Origin of the sequence: Flavobacterium paronense (assembly GCF_030409795.1) — a bacterium.
Taxonomy (GTDB): domain Bacteria; phylum Bacteroidota; class Bacteroidia; order Flavobacteriales; family Flavobacteriaceae; genus Flavobacterium; species Flavobacterium paronense.
The window spans coordinates 1,685,474-1,706,758 of the sequence record NZ_JAUFQN010000019.1; the positions used below are offsets into that span (position 1 = coordinate 1,685,474).

Consider the following 21,285-nt stretch of genomic DNA (forward strand, 5'->3'; position numbering starts at 1 on the left):
TTTTATTTGTTTTTTATTGGCTAAAAAGAATGTCTTTTTTGAACAAATTTATTAACAACGGTGCTTTAGTTAAAAGCATTTTTTAAAATTGCTTTCTGTAATATTTCCAATGCTTTATTTACCGATCTATCTATCACTTTTTCACGTGGTTGTCCAAAATTAAAATCTTCAACAAAAACCGCTATAGGTGTTGCCAATGCAATAAAAACAGTTCCAACTTCAGCATCGGCATCACCTTTTGTTGGTCCAGCATTTCCTGTTGTAGCAATTGCGTAATCCGTTTTCATTAGTTTTTGAATTCCCAATGCCATTTCCGAAGCTACTTCTTTACTTACAACGGTATATTTTTCAATAGTTTTAGCATCAACACCAAGCACTGAAATTTTAGTATCCGTGGCATAACTTACCACGCTTCCTCGAAAATAATCTGAAGCACCGGAAACTGATGTTAGCATTTGGGCAATTTTCCCACCTGTACAACTTTCCGCTGTTGAAATAGTCTTTCCCTGTTGACGTAATAATCTTCCAATTATAACTTCTATCGTTTCATCTTCATCAAAACCAACGATGATATCTCCGATGATTTTGGTTAAGGATTGTACATTTTCCTGAATAGCTTTTTCTAAAACTTCCTTATTTTCTCCACGAGCAGTTAAGCGCAAACGCACTCTTCCGGGACTAGGCAAATAGGCAAGCTTTATAAATTCTGGTAAATTGTTTTCCCAATATTCAATTCGTTCTGCTACTAAACTTTCACCTTGTCCGTATGTTAGAATAGTTTTGTGGATAATATATGGTCTTTTGAATTCGGCTACAATTTTCGGGATGAGTTGTTCGTTTACAATCCCTTTCATTTCATAAGGAACACCTGGCATAGATACAAAAACGGTTTTGCCTTTTTGCATCCACATACCAGAAGCGGTGCCATAATTGTTTTTTAAAACCTGAGCTTTTGAAGGCAATAAGGCTTGGTCTTTGTTAATTTGTGTCGGATTGAAATTAAGTTTGGCAAACAACGCCACGATATGGTCTTCAACCTCCTGATTTCTATCTAAAGTATCGTCAAAATATTCACAGAAAGTATACTTAGTAATATCATCCTTTGTTGGTCCGAGGCCGCCGGTTATGATTACTAAATCGACCTGATTTTGTAATGTCGAAAATGTGTTTAGAATTTGCTGTTTATCATCGGAAATGGAAAGCATTTCGATAGTTTGTACGCCAATTTTATCTAACGCTTTGGCGATGTAACCCGAGTTGGTATCAACAATTTGACCGATTAGAATTTCGTCGCCAATGGTTACTATGGTTGCTTTCATTTTATAGTTGCTGAGTGACTGAGTTTTGTTTACAAAGAAAATAAGGTAGCCTGACTAGCCCCGATTACTTCACTGAGTTAATATTTGTTGGCGGTGTTCAGTGAATGTTCGCATTTGAAGTGAAAATAATCTTTCTCAAAGATATTGTAACGAAAAGCGGGAATTGCCATTACTGATAATTAGCTACGCTGAATCTGCGATTTCCCAAGCCGTTCGCTTCTTATATTATAAATCGAAATCTTTTTTGATTTCTTTTACTGCTTTTTCCACCTGACTTTGGATGCTTGCGAAAGTGTCAACTATTTCTTTGCGTTTTCCTTCAGCTTTTGTCCAGGCTTCTACTTGCAGAATCTCTTCAAAAGCTACGGTCATTCCCAACAAATCCAAACTAGGTTTTATTTTGTGTGCATAACTATAAGCTAATTTATGGTCTTTTGTTTTGATACCTAAATCAATTTGTTTTAAGTCTTCAGGAACTTCTGTTACAAACAGAGTTATAATTTGCATTACGAATTCAGGATCATTGTCTGAAAGAGCGTAAACTTTTGCGAGGTTGTAGTTTATTGCCATTATTTAATATGTAATCTTAATACTTTTTTATTTTCTATAAATCCTTCCAGGATATCGTTTGGTGCTACTTTAGCAACGCCTTCGGGTGTGCCGGTAAAAATAATGTCACCTTTTTTGAGCGTAAAATACTTCGAAACATATGAAATTATTTCGTCGATTTTCCATAGCATATAACTTGTATTTGCTTTTTGAACGGATTTACCGTTATTCTTCAATTCAAAAGTAATGTTTTCCATTGAATTAAAATTATTTTTCGGTTGAAAGTCACCAATAATCGCTGAACCATCAAAAGCTTTTGCTTTTTCCCATGGTAACCCTTTATCTTTCAATTTATCTTGGATATCTCTAGCCGTAAAATCGATACCTAAACCTATTTCGTCATAGTATTTATGTGCAAACTTGGTTTCGATATATTTTCCGACTTTTGATATTTTTACCAAAACCTCTATTTCATGGTGAACGTCATTGCTGAATTCAGGAATTGTAAAAGGTGTTTTCTTTGGTAAAATTGCAGTATCAGGTTTCATGAAAATTATCGGTTCATCCGGACGCTCATTATTGAGTTCGGCAATGTGATTTACGTAATTTCTTCCGATGCAGATTATTTTCATTTTCTGTTATCTATTGTCTGTTGTCAGCTTTTGTTGTTTATAAATACAACCGAAAACTATTTAGTGTTTAACTTCCTTAATTTGATTCCGGTTAAAACCTTCTTTGTATATAAGGGAAATTCCGCGTTTTGAATCCAACCAAAATAGCCTGGTTCTTTATCTAAGACCTCATCAACTAATGCTCCTTTGTGTTTTCCGAAAGTGAAAATCTCTTGTCCTTCATTATTTAACGCAATGAAACCTGCAAAATCAACTGATTTTTTTCTCGTAGTAAATTCAGAAAGTGTTTTCATATCGTTTTCCAAATCTTCGTATCGGTCTAATTGTGCTTTTAGAATTTCGTATGTCGCCATGGTGTCTGCTTCGGCACTGTGCGCATTTTCTAGACTTTGACTGCAATAAAATTTATAAGCAGCGCTTAGTGTTCTTTCTTCTTTTTTGTGAAAGATAGTTTGCACATCAACTGATACTCGGTTTTTCATATCAAAATCAACTTCAGCGCGCAATAATTCTTCGGCTAATAGCGGAATATCAAATCGGTCTGAATTAAATCCGGCCAAATCAGAATCCTTAATCATATTGTGTACTTGCGTTGCCAGTTCTTTGAATGTTGGTTCGTTGGCTACTTTTTCATTTGTAATTCCATGTACAGCTGTAGCAAATGCGGGAATTGGAATAGTTGGATTTACTAACCAGGTTTTGCTTTCTTTATTTCCGTTGGGAAATACTTTAAATATTGAGATTTCCACAATTCTGTCTTTAGCGACTTCGATACCTGTGGTTTCTAAATCAAAAAAACAAATAGGACGCGTGAGTTTTAATTCCATTTTAAAAAGTTAGTCGACAAATATAAAATATTGCAGTTACCGTTGGTCGATTATTTAATTTTTTTACTGTTAAAATTACCTATTTTTAAAACCTAAACTGAAATGCAATAAGATAGTAACAAAAACTATTTTGCTTCTCCAAATCGATTGATGATAAAATCCATTCTTTTATTTAAGTCATCGAACAAATGATTAGGTGCTTTAATTGTTATCTCAAAATTATTTCGATTGATTCATAGTTTGATTCTATTTTAAAAAAAAAGGAGAATACAAGTTTAATGATAAAACCGTTATTGCTATCAATAAAGATTAAAACAAAACTTCGATTTTAAAAACATTTTTTATTTTGGAACTTCTTCAAAAAGTACACTTTTAGTATACCAAAAAATGAATCCTACTTTTTACATTTACAAAATCATAACAATTTAACTCTTTTCTATGGTAAAAAGGTGGCTTACCTCCACAAAGTGATACTATACAAAAAATGGTTTTCTGGCTTTTTGTATTGCATATAAACAGAAAATACTATTTGGTTTATAAGGTTGGTTATTAAATAGTATAATGATAAACTGACCACAAATAAACATTCCTACTGTATAATGTTTTGACGACCTAAGTTGGAATGTAAATAATTAAAATTATATACAAGATTATGAAAAATTTATTATTCGGTGTAATTGCCTTATTTGCTTTTGCAAACATTTGTAACGGACAAAAAAACAATCCTTACAACAAAGTTGGAGATGATTTTATCAATGCTTATAAAATAATCTCTAAGGATTATAAAGAAGGAAAAATTAAAGACTTAAATCAGGAAACATTAGATTATTATTCTAAAAGATTATCTTTAAATTACAATATAAAGTTAGAAGAATTTGCTAAAATTTTAAATTCTATTAAAAGTACAACTGTAGAAACAGCTATTAATAATTCGAATTTGGCAACTTTTTCTAAAGCCATTTTACTAAAATCATTAAAAAGCACCAACATAACTGGGCTAGTTGATGATGTCAATAAGAGTACTATTTCAAGTTCGGAAAAGCAAATGGTTTTATCAACACTATCCATAGTTAATACCTTTAACACAAACGGAACTGTTTTTCCAACTCAAGCTAATCGTTGTTGGATTTGCTGGGTAACCTTAGGAGCAGTAACCGGAAATGCTATTTGCGGACCTGTTTGTGGGTTAATTGGTGGTGTTGCGGGTGCTATTTTGGGTGAGAGTGAAAAACAAAAATAATAGACCTTTAATAAAATATTTAAAATGAAGTGCAGACTTTGCGCTATATTACTACTAGTCTTGACCATTTCATATGGTCAAGACTTGATTCATGGAGTTGTGATAGATAGTGAAACTAAAGAACGACTTGCCTTTGCCAATATTCTTATCAATAAAAACATTCAGATAATTACAGATATTAATGGTGCGTTTTCATTTAAGTCATTTTCTGATACTATTCCAATAAGTTGTAGTTATGTTGGTTATCAAAAGAAAGAAATCCTAATAGAAGGAAAAAACTATGCGAAAATTTTAATTGAGTTAACTCCGCTACAAAATACACTTGACGAAATTGTCATACTAACCAAAGAGAATCCAGCCAATGCAATCATTCGAAAAGTAATTGCAAATAAAGAAAAAAATAATCCTGAAAATTTACATTCGTTTCAATATACATCGTACAACAAAATAATATGCGATTATAAATCAAATAGTATAGATAAAACCGATAGTATAAATATTCGGAAACAAATTAAGGGAATTCATTTTTTCATGATGGAATCAGTTACCCAGAAAAAGTTTGTGAAACCTAACAATAATGAAGAAGTTGTTTTGGCAACTAAAGTTTCGGGGTTTCAGAATCCTTCTTTTGCTTCAATTGCAACTGATTTTCAACCCTTTTCATTTTATAACGACAATATAAAACTCTTTGATATTAATTACCTAAATCCGATAAGTAAAGGAAGTTTGACTAAATATAAATTTCATATTGAAGATACTATTGAAGAAGAAAAAGACACCATTTATATTATATCATACAAACCAAAGAAGGATAAAAACTTTGAAGGATTAAAAGGATTATTGTATATCAATACTAATAAATATGCCGTTCAAAATGTAATTGCTTCTCCTTTTGAAAAAGGGAAAATTGACATTAAAATCCAGCAACGCTACACCTTTATAAATAATGAATATTGGTTTCCGGAACAATTAAATTTTGCGTTGGTTTTTAATGAGTTACCCAATAAAAAAACGCCTATCACACTCGATGGGAAAAGTTACATTAATATCATCAGTATAAATGCACCTCTGGATAAGAAAAAATTCTCTTTAGAGGAAGTTAGATTAGATGAAAATGCAACTAATAGAGATAGTATCTTTTGGAAAAAATATCGAAACGAAAAACTAAATACTACAGAATTAAAAACCTATCGGGTGATTGATAGCATTGGTAAAAAAAACAACTTAGATTCCTATTTGTCCGTTATTGAAAAGATTACTCAAAACAGACTTCCTATAAATGCTGTTGATATTGATTTGTCTAAGACATTTATATACAATAAGTATGAGAACCTCAGAATTGGTTCTGGTCTTTTTACTAACGATAAAATTTCAAAAAAAATCAGTTTTGGAGGGTTTTTGGGTTATGGTATCAAAGATGAAGCTTTAAAATATGGAGGTGAAATACGTTATAAAATTTCTCAAAAAAACGAATTTAATATTGGTGTCAAATACCAAAACAACTTAATTGAGACTGGCAGTTACGGATTAGACTCTTTTGAAGAAAATTTATTAAGTTATAGAAAATTTATTGGTTATCAATATGATCAAATAAAGCAAAATACATTCAGCATTCATTTAAGAAGCCTGAGGTATTTCGTTTGGGATATTATGTTGCATCAAACCAGTACAAATCCAAAATATAAATACGAATTTGCACACAACATACAATCTTTTACGAACTACAAAAACACTACTTTAAATGTAAATTTAAGATTTGCCTACAAAGAAAAGTATGTAGCATCATTTCATCAAAAAGTTAGTTATGGAACAAAATATCCAGTACTACTTCTTTCTTTTTCTAAAGGACTAAAAAATATTATTAATGGTGATTTCAATTATACAAAAATAGAAGCCGCGATTGAGCAATCTATATTTACTAGGAATTTAGGAACTACAAAATACACACTCGAAACTGGCTACATAAATAGTTCTTTGCCCTATGGATTGCTATTTACCGGAGAAGGAAGTTATGATACTGACACGCCATTTATCATGAAGAATACTTTTCAAACTATGAAACCTTATGAGTTTTTATCTGATAAATATGTAACGCTCTTTTTGTCACATAACTTTGGTGGCTTACTCTTTAAGTCAAGTAAATTTCAACCAAGTATTTCTTTACATAATAATATTGGATGGGGAAACCTTTCCGATAGCGACTTCCATAAATTTATTGCATTTAAAACAAAAGATAAGATTTACTTCGAGACTGGTATTCAATTTGACAACTTAGTCAAAATGAATTATCTGAATGTTGCCAATATCGGATTTGGTTTTGGAACTTTTTATAGATATGGCGCTTACACAAATCCAGAATTTAAAGACAATGTAGCTTTTAAGTTTACTTTAAATGTAACTATAAAATAGGCCGTTATTATGTATCGAATTATTTCTAAAGCAATACTTATTGTTTGCCATTTTACTTCTTTGATTTTTGCAATAAACGTTTATTCTCAGGATAAAATTGCCAATTTAAAATTGGAAAAGAACACGATTTATATTTTTAGTCGAGGAACCCAAACAAAATCGGGGATAATAGCAGAAAAATTTAATAGTCACGACCGTAAAATTACTCATGTAGGCATAGGTTTTTGGGAGCATAATGACATAAGAATTTATCATGTTGTAGATATTGATTCGAGTCAAACGGCACTTGTAATTACTGATTTAAAAAGTTTTATAAATGAAAGTGTTTATTATTTAAGTATATGGAAATGTGATAACAATACTATTGATTTTAAAAACTTGAAAAAAATATGCAAGAGATATAGTTCCAAAAAGATTTATTTTGATTTCTCTTTTAATTTAAATGATGGAAATACGCTTTATTGTTCCGAATTCTGTGCTACTGTTCTTAATGAAACTAACTCTGATATATTTAATTTTAAGCCCAAGGTGATGCAACTTGATACTTTTTACAAAACCGTTTTAGAGAGAGATGAACTACTATATTATCCTGTAGACTTTTTTGAGGATGATAATTGTTTTACTAAAATATATGAAAGCGACTTTAGTTTTACAACAGATTAAGTTTGAAAAGTAGTTAACAGTATCAGAAATGTTAACGGCAATATTGAAACCGCCGACGACAATATTGAAATTGCGGACGACAATATTAAAAACAACTAATGCTTAATTACTTTTTCTAACTTAAAACATAAAAATGAAGCTGTAATGAGAAACACAAAAGCACAAAAAAGCAAAAGCCCGATATTTGTATCGGGCTTTTATCAACTTATTACAGGAAAGTAATCAAAATTTTTATTTACTCCTTTATTAAATTTGAAATGTCTTCTTCAATTTTTCTGACATCTAATTGTTTTTTTGTGATTTTAACTTCAAACTTACTACTTTCTACTGCAGACAGATTTCCGGCAGCTTTTTTCTTTTCATATTTTTCTTGAAGTTTAACCAAATCTTTGTTTGCGTTTATTAATCTTTGATTTAGCTTAATTTCTCTTTTTTTAGCATCATTTAATTTATCATTATTATTAGCAATCACTCTGTTTTCTTTTTGCGCTTGTTTTTGCTCTTTTTTAAGTTTTTTTTGAGCTTTGGCTAATTCTCTTTGTTCGTCGTTTGCCTTATCCTCTTTTTTTCTTTGTTCTCTACTGATTATATTTTGATTATAAATGTCGGATTTGAGTTCCGATTTTTTTTCATCGATGGTAGCTTTACTGGATTCGATTTTTACTTGAGCAGAATCTACAACAATTGTCGTCTCTATTTCTTGTGCAAATGAATTACAAAATGTAAAAATGAGGATTGCACAACTAGTTAGTTTTTTCATATTAATGAGATTTAATTTTACTACAAAAGTACATCTGTTATAGTCTTAAAATATTACAAAAAATCTATACTGATTTACATCTTTAACGGTTTTTTGTTTAATAAATCTTAGATTTAAATATGGAAAAGTTATGAAATTCATTAGCTTTATAAAACAAAAAAACCTTTCAAATAGAAAGGTTTTTTATTTATGATATATTTTATTGGCTTAAAATCTTCTTACTTGCCATATTCTTCCATAATCACTTTTAAACATTGTAACTTGGTTACCATTAGAATAATTAATTCCAAAATTACTATTATTTGATAACTGAGAAGAACTGATTATTGGGTAAGCACTACCAAATACTGGATAGACATTTTCTGCTCTCAACGTATAAAGTTTCTTTAATTCTTCGATAGAAGGTAAAAACCAATCTGATTTGCCATTTAAACTTGTAGAGGAAGCCATTGCTGCAGCATTGTCAGTAAAGTTGCAGGTAGCTCTAATTATAGCTGTATTTTCTAATCCCGTTCCGATATCATTAGATATACCATTTAAAAATGTAGTACTATTGCAACCATTCCAATTAAATAGCCAGTTAACATTGTTGTTATAGACTAAGTTGCTTGGCGCTGCTTCTAAATACCTCCAGCCATTAGTTGTTTCTCCTTTGTCAAAGAAAACATAACCGCCTGAACCACCAATATAACCGGGCACTTTAAAGCTAACTTCATTACCATAATAGTAGACACCTGAAAATTTAACATAACTCTTTAAATAATAAGTAGTATTAGGAAAAACAAAATCATGAATTGACAGATTAGTTATTGTCATTGCAAAAGTTCCTTCACCAGCGGTAGAATTAGAAAAAGATTGGTTGTCAATCGTTGGGTTATGACTTGTACTATAGCAAATACCTCTTTCGGTATTAGCTGATAAACTACTTGCAACAGTAACATCTACACTAAAACCGGAACACGAAATATTTTTTACTATATCTGTTGTGATAGAGTTAGGTATTGTTATTGAAATTTCATTTCCATATTTTACTTCTCCTGTGGTAAAATTTCTTATGAAAGCCTTTATGTAATAAGTTTCTCCAAAAACAACGTCTCCAAACGAACAAGTAAAATCTAAATTTAATACTGTATTAACTACTTGATTTAAAACAGTTGGATTTGGAACAGTACTATAACATATCCCCGCTTCGCAATCATTTGAATTAGAAAAAGAGGAAGACAGAGTCCCACCGCATGAAACTACTAAATTGTTGTTCGTTAATACTGCCGGTTTTGTTGTCAAAACAACTGTGCTAAAAGTTTCTCCACCTCCAGAATCTGAACTACAACCAACAAAAGCTGATGTCAATAAAAATAATACTAAAATAATTTTAATGTTTCTCATAAATAAAGTTTTTCCTTTTTTAAATTTTTAATATTCTCTGTTTACATCAAATGCTTCTAAATAATCGGCTACCCGTTTTACAAAACTTCCTCCTAGTGCGCCATCTACAACCCTGTGGTCGTAGGAGTGAGACAAGAACATTTTTTGACGGATTCCGATAAAATCTCCTTCCGGAGTTTCGATAACTGCCGGTACTTTTCTGATGGCACCCAGTGCCAAGATACCGACTTGTGGTTGATTGATGATTGGAGTTCCGAACACAGAGCCGAAAGTTCCAACATTAGTCACCGTATAAGTTCCGCCTTGCGTATCGTCTGGTTTTAGTTTTCCGGCTTTGGCACGGTTTCCTAAATCGTTTACCGCTTTTGCCATTCCAACAAGGTTTAACTGGTCAGCATTTTTAATAACAGGGACGATTAGGTTTCCATTTGGTAAAGCTGCTGCCATTCCAAGATTGATATTTTTTCTTTTGATAATGTAATCACCATCAACAGAAATATTCAAGCCAGGGAAATCCTTTAATGCTTTCGCGACAGCTTCCATGAAAATTGGTGTGAAGGTAAGTTTTTCACCTTCGCGTTTTTCGAATGCTGTTTTAACTCGGTCTCTCCATTTAACAATGTTTGTAACATCGACTTCAATAAACGATTGTACGTGCGCTGAAGTTTGTACAGAAGCGACCATATAACCTGCAATCAGCTTACGCATTCTATCCATTTCAATAATTTCATCACCGCCGTTTACTGAAACGGGAACTGCTTGAGTTATCGATTGTCGGTTCTCTGTTATCGGTTGTTGGTTTTCAGTTTTCGGTTTAACTGCTGATTGACTTCCTCTATTTTGAATATAATTTAAGATGTCTTCTTTAGCTACTCTTCCATCTTTTCCTGAACCAGTAATTGTTTCCAATTCAGCTAATGAAATTCCTTCTGCAGTAGCAATATTTTTTACTAAAGGTGAATAGAATTTGTCTGATGATTTGAAGTCGACTGGAGCAACAGCTTCTTTAGCTACTTCAACTGTTTTAGCAACTTCTGCAACCGCAACAGGAGTTGGTAGTGCTTCCGAAACTGGTTCTGGAGCAACACTTTGCTTCGCCAGTTCGCTTACGCTCGTGTCACCTTCTGTTTCAATAATAGCTATAGTTTGACCTACTTTTACCACATCATTCACCTGGAATAAAATTTCGGTTAAAGTTCCTGAAACTTCGCTTGGCACTTCGCTATCTACTTTATCGGTAGCGATTTCAAGTACAGCTTCGTCAGCTTCTATTTTTTCGCCTACGTTTTTTAACCAATTGGTAATGGTTGCTTCCGCAACACTTTCACCCATTTTTGGTAATTTCAATTCAAACTTTGCCATATGTGTAAACTAAAGTTGTGTTTTCAATTTTACTTCGTAACAGTTCGGCCTTTGGCCTTGAGTCTGCTGCAAAAATACTAAAAGAATAAGCGATAATTTTGCTTTTCTATAAATTAATTACTTCGCCTCTATCGTTACTGCTGTTACTTCCAATGATGAAATTACTTTGGATTGGTAACAGTTTAAAAGTAAACGACTTATTTTTATTTGTTTCGAAAAAAGAGATAGCTTCTGTAAAACTCAAATAGTTTGTATCCAAAATTATCTCACTATTTTTCTTCTCCGAAATCGATTGCGAAAATACTATTTTTCCGTTTTCAAAAACTGTTCTTTCGGTATTTTTTTGAAGTTTGTTTTCTAATTTTTCTTTTGTAGTTTCATTATCAGAAACTAACAGATAATTTTCTGGACTTAGTTTTGGTTTGGCTCTTCCCTGAAACAATTTAACAAAAGAAAAGAAGACAATTCCGATTTTCATAAATAGCGAAAAGAAAAAGGAAACATTGAAATGCTTTTTATAAAAGAAATTCATTGCTTGCTGAAAACGATTCATATAAGTTCCATCTTTTACTGTGCTTTCGCCTTTGTAATGAATCACGGTTGTTTCATGGAAATAATAATTGCTTTTCCCTTTCTGCAAGACCCTATAACTCAAATCAATATCATCTGAATACATAAAACAATTTTCATCAAAACCGCCAAGCTCATTATACAAATCGCGCTTCAAGACCATAAAAGCACCGACAAGAATATCCACTTTCCCAGTTTGGTTTTCACCTAAATGCCAAGCGTAATATTTATTAAATAACGATGATTTCGGAAACAACTTATACAACCCAAAAATCTTGGTAAAAGCTACCCAAGGTGTCGGAATGCCGCGTTTGCTTTCAGGCAGAAAGTTTCCGGTTCCGTCAATAAGTTTGCAGCCTACGATTCCTAAATCTGATTTGCTTTTGGCGAAAGCCAGCACTTTTTCAAACGTATCTTCAGCAACGACAGTATCCGGATTTAAAATACAAATGTATTCGCCTTTAGCTTGTTTAACCGCAATATTATTCCCTTTTGGAAAACCCGAATTCTCTTTGTTTTCAATTAGTTTGATATTTGGAAAACGTTGTTTCATCATGGCACAACTATCATCAGAAGAATTGTTATCAATCACAATGATTTCAGCATCCAGATTTTGAATGGCTTTTTGCACACTTAATACGCACAACTCCAAAAAGTAGCGCACGTTATAATTAAGGATGATGATTGATAGTTGCATTGGGCAAATATAATAGATTGTTAGATTTTTAGACTGTTAGATTTTTAGATTTCGGCGTTTTCCTTAAAAACAAAGATTGTTTTGTCCCTCGCAATGACTTACTTTTGCAAAAAATTGTTACTTGTGAATTACCTTTCTGTAGAAAATATATCGAAATCGTTTGGCGAAAGAACGTTGTTTAAAGACATTTCTTTTGGCATCAACAAAGACCAAAAAATTGCTTTCATTGCCAAAAATGGTTCAGGAAAAACCTGTATCATGAACATTATCAATGGCGAAGACGAACCTGATACGGGACAAGTTGTGATTCGAAAAGGATTGAAAATGGCATTTCTTTCCCAAAAAAGTAATCTGCAAGACGAGTTGACGATTGAGGAAAGTATTTTTGCTTCGGATAATGAAGTGCTACATGTAATTGAACGCTATGAAAAAGCGCTTGAGAATCCGGAAGACGAGGAAAAATACCAATTGGCTTTTGATGAAATGGACCGATACAATGCTTGGGATTTTGAAACGCAATTCAAACAAATTTTGTCCAAATTAAAACTCGAGGATTTAAAACTGAAAGTGAAATCGCTTTCCGGTGGACAAAAGAAACGCTTGTCATTGGCTATCATTTTAATTAATCGTCCTGATTTATTGATTTTAGATGAACCTACGAATCACTTAGATTTAGAGATGATTGAGTGGTTAGAAAGTTATTTCGCCAAAGAAAATATTACGTTGTTTATGGTGACACACGATCGTTTCTTTTTGGAGCGTGTTTGTAATGAAATCATCGAATTAGACAACGGTAAATTATACCAATACAAAGGCAATTACTCCTATTATCTTCAAAAGAAAGAAGAGCGCATTGCCATGGAAAACTCAACGATTGATAAGGCGCAGAATCTTTTCGTAAAAGAATTGGCCTGGATGCGTCGCCAACCAAAAGCTAGAACAACCAAATCGAAATCGAGACAAGATGATTTTTATCAAATTAAATCCGTTGCCGAAAGCCGTAGAAAAGAAAATGTTGTCGAGCTTGAAATCAACATGGAACGCATGGGCAGCAAGATTATTGAACTTCATAAACTCTACAAAAAATTCAAGGACAAAACCATATTGGATAATTTTACTTATGATTTTCAACGTGGAGAACGCATTGGCATTATTGGAAAAAATGGAACTGGAAAATCGACATTTTTAAATATTCTGACCAAAACTTTGCTTCCTGATGCTGGTAAAGTAGTGATTGGTGATACGATTAAAGTGGGTTATTACACACAAAGCGGTATTAATCCAAAACCGGGACAAAAGGTTATTGATATTATTAAAGAATATGGCGAATATATTCCGTTAACAAAAGGGAAAATTATTTCGGCTTCGCAGTTGTTAGAACGCTTTTTATTTGATGCCAAAAAGCAATATGACTTTGTAGAAAAATTGAGCGGTGGTGAGTTAAAACGCTTGTATTTGTGTACAGTACTTATTCAGAATCCAAACTTTTTGATTTTGGATGAGCCTACAAATGATTTGGATATTGTGACTTTGAATGTGTTGGAAAGTTTCTTATTGGATTATCCAGGATGTTTATTGGTGGTTTCTCATGATCGCTATTTTATGGATAAAATTGTGGACCACTTATTCATCTTTAGAGGCGAAGGACAAATTGAAGATTTCCCGGGAAATTATTCCGATTTCAGAGCTTATGAAGATTCGGCTGAGCCAAAAAACTTATCGAGTGTAAGTACTGAAAAAGTCAATTGGAAAGAAAAAAATAATACTTCTGTCGGACTGAATTTTAATGAACAAAAGGAATTCAACAAAATTGAACGCGAAATTAAAGACTTGGAATACGAGAAAAAACAAATTGAAAAGTTATTTTCGGAAGGTAAAGTGACTGATGCTGATATTACAGCTAAAGCCAAAGAGCTGGAAGTTATTATTAAGAAAATGGAATTAAAAGAAGAACGTTGGTTTGAGCTTTCTTCAAAAATGGAATAAGGGTTCACAATGTTACACTAAGTCAAACACTATGTCAAACACTATGTTTCGCTAAGTTTTTTTATTGTATATACTTTGTGTTACTTTGTGCCAAACATTGAGATACTTTGTGCTACAAACATTAAAATCATATCTAAACTTCTTCTGGAACTCAAAAAACGAACACGGAGTGCACTCGCCGTTTGTGTTTAATTTGGTTACCAAATGTTTTTATGATAAGAAAAGCTATGCCGAATATTCCATTCTGAAAAGCTATAAAAAAACACTTTTAGAAAACCATAGCACTATTGAAGTTACTGATTTTGGTGCGGGTTCAAAAGTTTTTAAAAGCAATACAAGAGCAATAAACCAAATTGCAAAAAATGCCGGAATTTCTAGTAAAAGAGCAGAACTGCTTTTCAGGATTACAAAATATTTCCAACCGGAAAATATTCTGGAAATCGGAACTTCATTAGGATTGGCGACTTCAGCGTTATCTCTTGGAAATTCTAAAGCAAAAATTACCACGTTAGAAGGTTGTGATACTACTTTGGCTAAAGCCAAAAAGCAATTTGAAGAATTTGGGCTAGCAAATATCAATTCAGTTGCAACCGAGTTTAATTCATTCTTAACAAGCTGCAAACTAAAAACTGAATATTGCCAACTTATTTACTTCGATGGCAATCATTCTAAACTTGCAACCTTAAACTATTTCGAATTGTTATTGCCAACAGTGACTAATGAAAGCGTTTGGATTTTTGATGATATTCATTGGTCGCATGATATGGAAGAGGCTTGGGAGATTATAAAAATTCATCCGAAAGTTACTGTTACTATTGATACTTTTCAATGGGGATTAGTATTCTTTAGAAAAGAACAACCGAAGGAAGATTTTGTGATTAGAGTTTAGTTTTTAATAAACTTTTGATTGATTACTTTTTCGTTAGTTACTACTGAAATGATGTATGATCCTTGCGCCAGATTTTGAACGTTAATTCGATTAGCATTGCCATTTTGTTCCAAAACTTTTTTCCCTGTCATATCAACTATTAAAATTCTATAAATGTCCGTAACAGTTGAAAACTGAATATTTAAAATAGATTTTGTTGGATTGGGATAAATTGAATAAGATAAGTTATTTTGCTCTTCTAATGCTAAGATGGCTGAACAAGTAATTGTTGACGGAGAAAGCGAAAAAGTACTCATGCCATCATTACCCAACTGACCGTACATATTATCTCCCCAAATCAAAAAAGTATCATCTTTTTTTAGTGCTACCGTATGATATTCACCTGTTTGAGCTGTCTTCCAATTAGTAGCTGTACCAATTTGAGTTAATACATGTCTTTCTGTTGAAGTACCATCGCCTAACAAACCATGATAATTCATTCCGCAAGTCCACAAAGTGCCATTGTTTTTAATTCCAATGGAATTATATTTTCCAATTCCAATACTTTGCCAATCATCAGCAGTCCCAACTTGTAGAAGTAAATTTCTCGCGCTTATAGTTCCATCACCAAGTCTTCCGTCAGAGTTTAATCCTGTAGACCAAATTGTACCATTAGTCTTCAAAGCTAATGTGTGATATTCTCCGGCTAAAGCTTCAACCCAATCGGAATCTGTTCCAATTTGTATTGGTACAAGAGAATTGATATTATTACCATTTCCAAATTGTCCATAAACATTATTACCCCAAGCCCATAAAGTCCCATTCGTTTTTAGGGCAACTGTATGTGCTGGTCCGGCAGAAACTTTAAGCCAGTCCGTTTCGTTTCCTATTTGAACAGGAGTATTTCTATTAATTTTAGTGCCGTCTCCTAATTGTCCATAATCAAAATTAAAGCCCCAACCCCATAATGTTCCATCTTTCTTTATTGCCATATTTGACCAATAAGTTGCGGATACTATTTCCCAATCAGTTCCAGTTCCTATTTGTGTTGGCACTATTTTATCAACATTGGTACCATCACCTAATTCGCCATAACCATTGTATCCCCATGACCACAGAGAGCCATCATTTTTAATTGCCATTGAATGACTTTCACCGGCAGAAACTATTTTCCAATCGGTTGCTGTACCTATTTGCGTTGGTGTATTTTTATCGATAAGCGTTCCGTCTCCTACCATTCCATGAAAATTGCCACCCCAAGCCCATAAAGTACCATCATTCTTTATCGCCATTGTAGTATATATACTTGCTGAAACTGATTTCCAACATTGTGTATAACCTTGAAAATTCATAGAAAGTAAGAATAAAAAAAGGATTGTTTTTTTCATGATTTTTTATTTGAGTTAGATAATACTTACAATAAATATAACGCTAAAAAAGGTTTTTTATTATAAACATATATAAAAAATGGCAAACATCCCTGCTTGCCATTTCTTTCATTAAAAAACCAACCTTATTTTTTATTCTTTTGCTTTTTCCATTTCTCTTGTTTTAGCGCCAATTCTGTTTATTTTAAACATAGGTGCAAACTTGAATTTTATAGAAGCTATTTTAGTGTTGTCTTCAGAAGACAAACCTTCTTTTTCAACTGTATTTTTTCTGCTGTCTAATGCTTCATATATCAGTTTAGTTTCATCATAATCTTCTCTTGAAAAATCACCTTTATTGTCTTTATATGATTGGAAAAATTGATCATATACTTTTAAAATATTGTCTTTGTTTACCCAAGAAAAATTCATGTCTTCACCCACTTTTCCTTCTCCAAAAAATCTATCTCTCAACAATTGATTTGGCGTTTTAACAACTACTACTTTTTTAGCATCCAATTCTGCTTGATACTTTGCTTTCAAAGACTCATATTTTGCTTTACTAACCGCTAATTTTTCTCTTAATGCTTCTGCATCCTTTGCTTCAGCTAAAGACATTTCTGCTTCAGAAACTTTTGCTTGATAACCAGCATCTATATCAGACCAATTTGCTTTGGCATCGTCAGAGGTAACATTTCCAACTGAGTCGACATAAGTTACATAATTAGTAACTGTTTTTTCGGCCTCGGCCTGTTTTTCATCTTTACAAGATGCGAAAGCTAAAATTATAGTAGCCAAAATTCCGATTGTTAATGCACTTTTTTTCATAATACTATTATTGTTAATTGTTTGATGTAAAACTACTTGCTTTTATATAGTAAGCCGTTACACATTTATAAAAACGATTTACACAATTACAACATTACTAACTGTAACAATTTGAAGGTAGCGTCTACCTATAGCTGAACTTAAAATTTAAAATAATGGAAACTCAAAAATTTTTAAAATCAAAACAATTTAAAATTCTATTGCCGTTTGTTGTTATTTTAGGAATTATAATTTTAGTAAGAGCTGGCTATGATTTTGGACAATGGTTACATCACTTCATAAATTAACTTAGTTTTTATAACTTTAATACAAATTCAGAATTAAAAAATGGCAAATCCATTAATAAACATCAAGAAATTAACGCGTGATTTCCAACTCGGAAATGAAACAATCAACGTTTTAAAAGGCATCGATTTACAAATCAACAAAGGAGAATATGTTGCTTTAATGGGACCATCAGGTTCTGGAAAATCTACACTAATGAATCTTTTGGGATGTTTAGATACACCAACATCGGGGACATATATACTCAATGGGAAAGATATCAGCCAAATGCACGATGACGATTTAGCCGAAATCAGAAACAAAGAAATTGGTTTTGTATTTCAAACCTTTAACCTATTGCCAAGAACAACCGCTTTAGATAATGTAGCATTACCAATGATTTATGCTGGTTTTTCTAAATCAGAAAGAAACGAGCGTGCCACGGAAGTTTTGAAACAAGTAGCTCTTTCTGACAGAATGGATCACCAACCCAACCAGCTTTCGGGTGGACAGCGCCAACGTGTGGCTATCGCCAGAGCATTGGTTAATAAACCTTCAATCATTTTGGCTGATGAGCCTACTGGAAATTTAGATAGTAAAACATCGATTGAAATTATGAATCTTTTCAACGATATTCACAAAAACGGCAATACAGTTATAGTTGTTACACACGAAGAGGACATAGCCAAATATGCTCACAGAGTTATTAGGATGAAAGACGGCATGATTGAAAGTGATACTTCAAAATAAAAAAAACTCTCTATATTAAATAGAAAAATATTTTCTTGGTACGTACAACATTCCAAAACATTCTCCTTCTTCTTTGCCAAGATGTTTGTGGTGTATTTTGTGCGCTTTTCTTAACCCAACAAAATATTTAATCTTGGTTCTGGTAAACATTTTTATCCGCTGGTGTATTATAATTTCGTGAATAAAAAAATAAGCCATTCCGTATAGTAAAATACCTAATCCAATAAAAAACAAATAGTTTAATTGTGGATTAACTCCAAAATAAAAAAGCAAAATACTTGGTATAGCGAAAATGATAAAAAACAAATCGTTCTTTTCAAAAAAAGATAAATATTTTGGTTGGTGATGGTCTTCATGTAAATACCACAAAAAACCATGCATAACATATTTGTGTGTAAGCCATGTTACACATTCCATAATAAGAAAGGTAATTAAAGTAATTACAAAGTATTGTAATGCTATCATAACATATAATTTAATTGGTACTTAACGTACGATTTTCCAACAATAAACAACTTACTAACATCATCGACTCTTATCCTTTTGCTTAAAATTTCTTCAGGTTGGGTTTTAGCTATTCTTTTTAACAAACTCATATAATATTTATAAGCGGTATAGACTCCAAATTTAGCTTCTTTAGGTAGATTTCTAATTCCAGTTAAAGCAATTTTAAAATCGTCTTCAATTTCTTTAATAATCTTATATTTATCTTCATTAGATAAAGTTAACAAATTTATTTCTGGAAAATAAACCCTTCCTAAAGTTTCATAATCGTGTTTTAAATCTCGTAAAAAATTTACTTTTTGAAAGGCAGAACCTAGTTTCATAGCGCTATCTTTCAATTCGTTATATTTTTTTTCATCTCCATTCACGAAAACTTTCAAACACATCAATCCTACTACATCAGCAGAGCCAAATATATATTCTTCATATTCACTTATGGTCAAGTATTCTTTTTTATTTAAATCCATTCGCATACTCTTTAAAAAAGGAACAACTAAATCCATAATGTCATACCTGTGCACTACATCTTGGAAGGCATTTAAAAGTGGATTAACACTTATCTTTCTGTCATATGCTTTGTAAAAATCGATTTCAAATTCTGTCAATAATTCTTCTTGGTTAAAATCATTGAAAGTATCAACAATTTCATCTGCACACCTTACAAAACCATATATAGCATATATATCATCTTGAATTTTTGATGAAAGTAATTTTATTGCCAGAGAAAATGATGTACTATAATTTTTAGTAATTATTTTACTGCAATCCAATGAAGATTTATCAAATAATTTTTTCATTATTTATATGTTTTAATTATTTTATCACTTGCAATTTTTCCGGAAATTAAGGCCGGTGGAACACCTGGACCGGGAACAGTAAGTTGCCCTGTGAAATATAAATTAGCTACTTTTTTACTTTTTATTTTTGGTCTTAAAAAAGCAGTTTGAGTTAATATATTCGCTAATCCGTATGCATTACCTTTATATGAATTGTACTCTTTTTTAAAATCGTTGACACAAAATGATTCTTTAAAGATAATGTTTTCTTTTACCGATTGATTCGTTAATTTTTCAAATCGTTCGATAATTTTATTGAAATATTTTTCTCTAATCTCAGGAGTATCTTCTAAATCAATTGCTAATGGAATTAAGAAAATACCAGCTTCAAAATCAGCAGGAGCACAAGAATCATCTGTTTTGGATGGAAAACTAGCATAAAACAAAGGATTTTGAGGCCATTGTTTTGTATCATAAATTTCTATTGCATGTTGCTCAAATGGCGCATCAAAAAATAAAGTATGATGATTTACATTTTTTATTTTTTTATCAAACCCTACATAAAACAAGAGAGAAGATGGTGCAAATGTTTTTTTGTCCCAATATTTTTCTGAGTATTGACGATACGGTTTTTCTAATAAAGTTTCAGTGAAATGATAGTCAGCTCCACTTAAAATGACATCAGTTTGAATAGTTTTACCATTCACTTGAATCCCAACAACAGTATTGTTTTCAATATTAATTTTTTCAACATTCGCGTCTACATGAAATTTTACGCCTAGTTCTTTTGCTAAACTCTCCATGGCTTCCACAACTTTATACATACCTCCTTTAGGATGCCAAGTTCCCAAACCAAAATCGGCATAATTCATAAAATTGTAAAAACCTGGTGTATTTGATGGTTTAGCTCCAAGAAACAAAACTGGAAATTCCAAAATTTGTTGCAAACGAAAATCTTTAAATTTAGATTTTACTGTTTTACTTATAGTAGAAAAAAACTGAGTAACGCGCAAAGCCGTTTGAGGAGTAATCAATTCAACTATAGAATCACCCGGTCTGTAAACTAAATCTTTGATTGCAATATCATAGTTCGTTTTAGCTTCCTCTATAAAGCTTTCTAATTTCTTTCCGCTTCCTTTTTCAATTGACTCAAAAGTTGATACAATTGATTTTAGATTATCTGCAATTTCTATACTGTCATTTTCATTAAAGAACACTTTGTATGCTGGAGATAATTTTTCTAACAAATAATAATCAGATGCTTTTTTATCAAAATCATTAAAAAATTTTTCAAATACATCAGGCATCCAATACCATGTTGGCCCAATGTCAAAAGTAAATCCATTCTTTTTTAGTTGTCTGGCTCTGCCTCCAATAGTGCTGTTTTTTTCGTAAACATCAACTTCACAACCTGCTTTAGCTAAATAACAAGAAGCTGCCAAAGAAGAAAAACCTGACCCAATTATTGTGATTTTCATTTTTTTAAAATAACGTTGAACAAATATACAATATAATTAAACAAAATAAA

At 32.0% G+C, this 21,285-nt stretch carries 20 protein-coding genes; 7 read left to right on the plus strand and 13 right to left on the minus strand.

Annotated features, from left to right (window positions below):
* Positions 1-65: 65 nt before the first annotated feature.
* The 4 genes from QWY90_RS08820 to QWY90_RS08835 form a co-directional block, all read right to left on the minus strand.
* Positions 66-1,319: a CinA family nicotinamide mononucleotide deamidase-related protein gene (locus QWY90_RS08820; protein ID WP_290285512.1), complete on the minus strand. Its 1,254-nt coding sequence runs from the start codon at positions 1,317-1,319 to the stop codon at positions 66-68.
* A 225-nt stretch (positions 1,320-1,544) separates the two neighbouring features.
* On the minus strand, positions 1,545-1,889 hold the full coding sequence (locus QWY90_RS08825; protein ID WP_290285513.1) for an Hpt domain-containing protein: 345 nt from the start codon (positions 1,887-1,889) through the stop codon (positions 1,545-1,547).
* Positions 1,889-2,500, minus strand: coding sequence for a fumarylacetoacetate hydrolase family protein (locus QWY90_RS08830; protein ID WP_290285514.1), 612 nt, complete (start codon positions 2,498-2,500; stop codon positions 1,889-1,891). The genes QWY90_RS08825 and QWY90_RS08830 overlap by 1 nt, the downstream gene beginning before the upstream one ends.
* 56 nt (positions 2,501-2,556) lie before the next feature.
* The gene (locus QWY90_RS08835; RefSeq protein ID WP_290285515.1) at positions 2,557-3,327 is read right to left on the minus strand and encodes a 3'-5' exonuclease; all 771 of its coding nucleotides are present in this window, start codon (positions 3,325-3,327) and stop codon (positions 2,557-2,559) included.
* A 652-nt stretch (positions 3,328-3,979) separates the two neighbouring features.
* On the opposite strand from QWY90_RS08835, the gene QWY90_RS08840 reads away from it, so the two are divergent.
* Genes QWY90_RS08840 through QWY90_RS08850 form a run of 3 tightly spaced genes read left to right on the plus strand, consistent with a single transcriptional unit; the run spans position 3,980 to position 7,639 of the window.
* Positions 3,980-4,567 (plus strand): hypothetical protein, encoded by a 588-nt coding sequence (locus tag QWY90_RS08840; protein ID WP_290285516.1) that lies wholly within the window; start codon positions 3,980-3,982, stop codon positions 4,565-4,567.
* 24 nt (positions 4,568-4,591) lie between these two features.
* Complete coding sequence (locus tag QWY90_RS08845; RefSeq protein WP_290285517.1) at positions 4,592-6,976, plus strand: DUF5686 family protein; 2,385 nt, start codon at positions 4,592-4,594, stop codon at positions 6,974-6,976.
* Between the two features lie 9 nt (positions 6,977-6,985).
* The gene (locus QWY90_RS08850; RefSeq protein ID WP_290285518.1) at positions 6,986-7,639 is read left to right on the plus strand and encodes a YiiX/YebB-like N1pC/P60 family cysteine hydrolase; all 654 of its coding nucleotides are present in this window, start codon (positions 6,986-6,988) and stop codon (positions 7,637-7,639) included.
* Between the two features lie 235 nt (positions 7,640-7,874).
* On the opposite strand, the gene QWY90_RS08855 is transcribed toward QWY90_RS08850, so the two are convergent.
* From QWY90_RS08855 to QWY90_RS08870, 4 genes are all read right to left on the minus strand, one after another.
* Positions 7,875-8,399, minus strand: a complete 525-nt coding sequence (locus QWY90_RS08855) for a hypothetical protein (protein WP_290285519.1) — start codon at positions 8,397-8,399, stop codon at positions 7,875-7,877.
* 207 nt (positions 8,400-8,606) lie between these two features.
* Positions 8,607-9,785: an Lcl C-terminal domain-containing protein gene (locus QWY90_RS08860; RefSeq protein ID WP_290285520.1), complete on the minus strand. Its 1,179-nt coding sequence runs from the start codon at positions 9,783-9,785 to the stop codon at positions 8,607-8,609.
* 27 nt (positions 9,786-9,812) lie between these two features.
* Positions 9,813-11,147, minus strand: coding sequence for a dihydrolipoamide acetyltransferase family protein (locus QWY90_RS08865; RefSeq protein ID WP_290285521.1), 1,335 nt, complete (start codon positions 11,145-11,147; stop codon positions 9,813-9,815).
* A 106-nt stretch (positions 11,148-11,253) separates the two neighbouring features.
* Complete coding sequence (locus QWY90_RS08870; protein WP_290285522.1) at positions 11,254-12,414, minus strand: glycosyltransferase family 2 protein; 1,161 nt, start codon at positions 12,412-12,414, stop codon at positions 11,254-11,256.
* 123 nt (positions 12,415-12,537) lie between these two features.
* Here QWY90_RS08870 and QWY90_RS08875 point away from each other — a divergent pair, with 123 nt between their 5' ends.
* Together QWY90_RS08875 and QWY90_RS08880 are read left to right on the plus strand one after the other, a co-directional pair.
* Positions 12,538-14,400 carry an ABC-F family ATP-binding cassette domain-containing protein gene (locus QWY90_RS08875; RefSeq protein WP_290285523.1) on the plus strand — a complete coding sequence of 621 codons (1,863 nt, stop codon included), beginning with the start codon at positions 12,538-12,540 and terminating at the stop codon, positions 14,398-14,400.
* 109 nt (positions 14,401-14,509) lie between these two features.
* On the plus strand, positions 14,510-15,289 hold the full coding sequence (locus tag QWY90_RS08880; RefSeq protein ID WP_290285524.1) for an O-methyltransferase: 780 nt from the start codon (positions 14,510-14,512) through the stop codon (positions 15,287-15,289).
* Here QWY90_RS08880 and QWY90_RS08885 read toward each other — a convergent pair.
* Together QWY90_RS08885 and QWY90_RS08890 are read right to left on the minus strand one after the other, a co-directional pair.
* Positions 15,286-16,656 (minus strand): T9SS type A sorting domain-containing protein, encoded by a 1,371-nt coding sequence (locus QWY90_RS08885; RefSeq protein ID WP_290285525.1) that lies wholly within the window; start codon positions 16,654-16,656, stop codon positions 15,286-15,288. The two genes, QWY90_RS08880 and QWY90_RS08885, sit on opposite strands and share 4 nt — an antisense overlap.
* A 132-nt stretch (positions 16,657-16,788) precedes the next feature.
* Positions 16,789-17,463: a hypothetical protein gene (locus tag QWY90_RS08890; RefSeq protein WP_290285526.1), complete on the minus strand. Its 675-nt coding sequence runs from the start codon at positions 17,461-17,463 to the stop codon at positions 16,789-16,791.
* Positions 17,464-17,618: 155 nt separating this feature from the next.
* Here QWY90_RS08890 and QWY90_RS08895 point away from each other — a divergent pair, with 155 nt between their 5' ends.
* Together QWY90_RS08895 and QWY90_RS08900 are read left to right on the plus strand one after the other, a co-directional pair.
* Positions 17,619-17,750: a hypothetical protein gene (locus QWY90_RS08895; RefSeq protein ID WP_290285527.1), complete on the plus strand. Its 132-nt coding sequence runs from the start codon at positions 17,619-17,621 to the stop codon at positions 17,748-17,750.
* A 40-nt stretch (positions 17,751-17,790) separates the two neighbouring features.
* The gene (locus QWY90_RS08900) at positions 17,791-18,477 is read left to right on the plus strand and encodes an ABC transporter ATP-binding protein (RefSeq protein ID WP_290285528.1); all 687 of its coding nucleotides are present in this window, start codon (positions 17,791-17,793) and stop codon (positions 18,475-18,477) included.
* 15 nt (positions 18,478-18,492) lie between these two features.
* Here the strand turns inward: QWY90_RS08900 and QWY90_RS08905 are convergent, their stop codons facing one another.
* From QWY90_RS08905 to crtID, 3 genes are read right to left on the minus strand one after another with little or no spacing between them, the layout of a single operon-like run.
* Positions 18,493-18,942: a sterol desaturase family protein gene (locus tag QWY90_RS08905; protein ID WP_290285529.1), complete on the minus strand. Its 450-nt coding sequence runs from the start codon at positions 18,940-18,942 to the stop codon at positions 18,493-18,495.
* Positions 18,939-19,778, minus strand: coding sequence for a phytoene/squalene synthase family protein (locus tag QWY90_RS08910; RefSeq protein WP_290285530.1), 840 nt, complete (start codon positions 19,776-19,778; stop codon positions 18,939-18,941). Before QWY90_RS08910 ends, QWY90_RS08905 begins: the two co-directional genes overlap by 4 nt.
* Positions 19,778-21,235: a bifunctional phytoene desaturase/3,4-desaturase gene (gene crtID, locus QWY90_RS08915; RefSeq protein ID WP_290285531.1), complete on the minus strand. Its 1,458-nt coding sequence runs from the start codon at positions 21,233-21,235 to the stop codon at positions 19,778-19,780. Before crtID ends, QWY90_RS08910 begins: the two co-directional genes overlap by 1 nt.
* Positions 21,236-21,285 lie beyond the last annotated feature (50 nt).

Coding starts and splice junctions, on each gene's coding strand:
- QWY90_RS08820 (WP_290285512.1), bottom strand. CDS start 1,319: ATGAAAGCAACCATAGTAACCATTGGCGACGAAATTCTAATCGGTCAA.
- QWY90_RS08825 (WP_290285513.1), bottom strand. CDS start 1,889: ATGGCAATAAACTACAACCTCGCAAAAGTTTACGCTCTTTCAGACAAT.
- QWY90_RS08830 (WP_290285514.1), bottom strand. CDS start 2,500: ATGAAAATAATCTGCATCGGAAGAAATTACGTAAATCACATTGCCGAA.
- QWY90_RS08835 (WP_290285515.1), bottom strand. CDS start 3,327: ATGGAATTAAAACTCACGCGTCCTATTTGTTTTTTTGATTTAGAAACC.
- QWY90_RS08840 (WP_290285516.1), top strand. CDS start 3,980: ATGAAAAATTTATTATTCGGTGTAATTGCCTTATTTGCTTTTGCAAAC.
- QWY90_RS08845 (WP_290285517.1), top strand. CDS start 4,592: ATGAAGTGCAGACTTTGCGCTATATTACTACTAGTCTTGACCATTTCA.
- QWY90_RS08850 (WP_290285518.1), top strand. CDS start 6,986: ATGTATCGAATTATTTCTAAAGCAATACTTATTGTTTGCCATTTTACT.
- QWY90_RS08855 (WP_290285519.1), bottom strand. CDS start 8,399: ATGAAAAAACTAACTAGTTGTGCAATCCTCATTTTTACATTTTGTAAT.
- QWY90_RS08860 (WP_290285520.1), bottom strand. CDS start 9,785: ATGAGAAACATTAAAATTATTTTAGTATTATTTTTATTGACATCAGCT.
- QWY90_RS08865 (WP_290285521.1), bottom strand. CDS start 11,147: ATGGCAAAGTTTGAATTGAAATTACCAAAAATGGGTGAAAGTGTTGCG.
- QWY90_RS08870 (WP_290285522.1), bottom strand. CDS start 12,414: ATGCAACTATCAATCATCATCCTTAATTATAACGTGCGCTACTTTTTG.
- QWY90_RS08885 (WP_290285525.1), bottom strand. CDS start 16,656: ATGAAAAAAACAATCCTTTTTTTATTCTTACTTTCTATGAATTTTCAA.
- QWY90_RS08890 (WP_290285526.1), bottom strand. CDS start 17,463: ATGAAAAAAAGTGCATTAACAATCGGAATTTTGGCTACTATAATTTTA.
- QWY90_RS08895 (WP_290285527.1), top strand. CDS start 17,619: ATGGAAACTCAAAAATTTTTAAAATCAAAACAATTTAAAATTCTATTG.
- QWY90_RS08900 (WP_290285528.1), top strand. CDS start 17,791: ATGGCAAATCCATTAATAAACATCAAGAAATTAACGCGTGATTTCCAA.
- QWY90_RS08905 (WP_290285529.1), bottom strand. CDS start 18,942: ATGATAGCATTACAATACTTTGTAATTACTTTAATTACCTTTCTTATT.
- QWY90_RS08910 (WP_290285530.1), bottom strand. CDS start 19,778: ATGAAAAAATTATTTGATAAATCTTCATTGGATTGCAGTAAAATAATT.
- crtID (WP_290285531.1), bottom strand. CDS start 21,235: ATGAAAATCACAATAATTGGGTCAGGTTTTTCTTCTTTGGCAGCTTCT.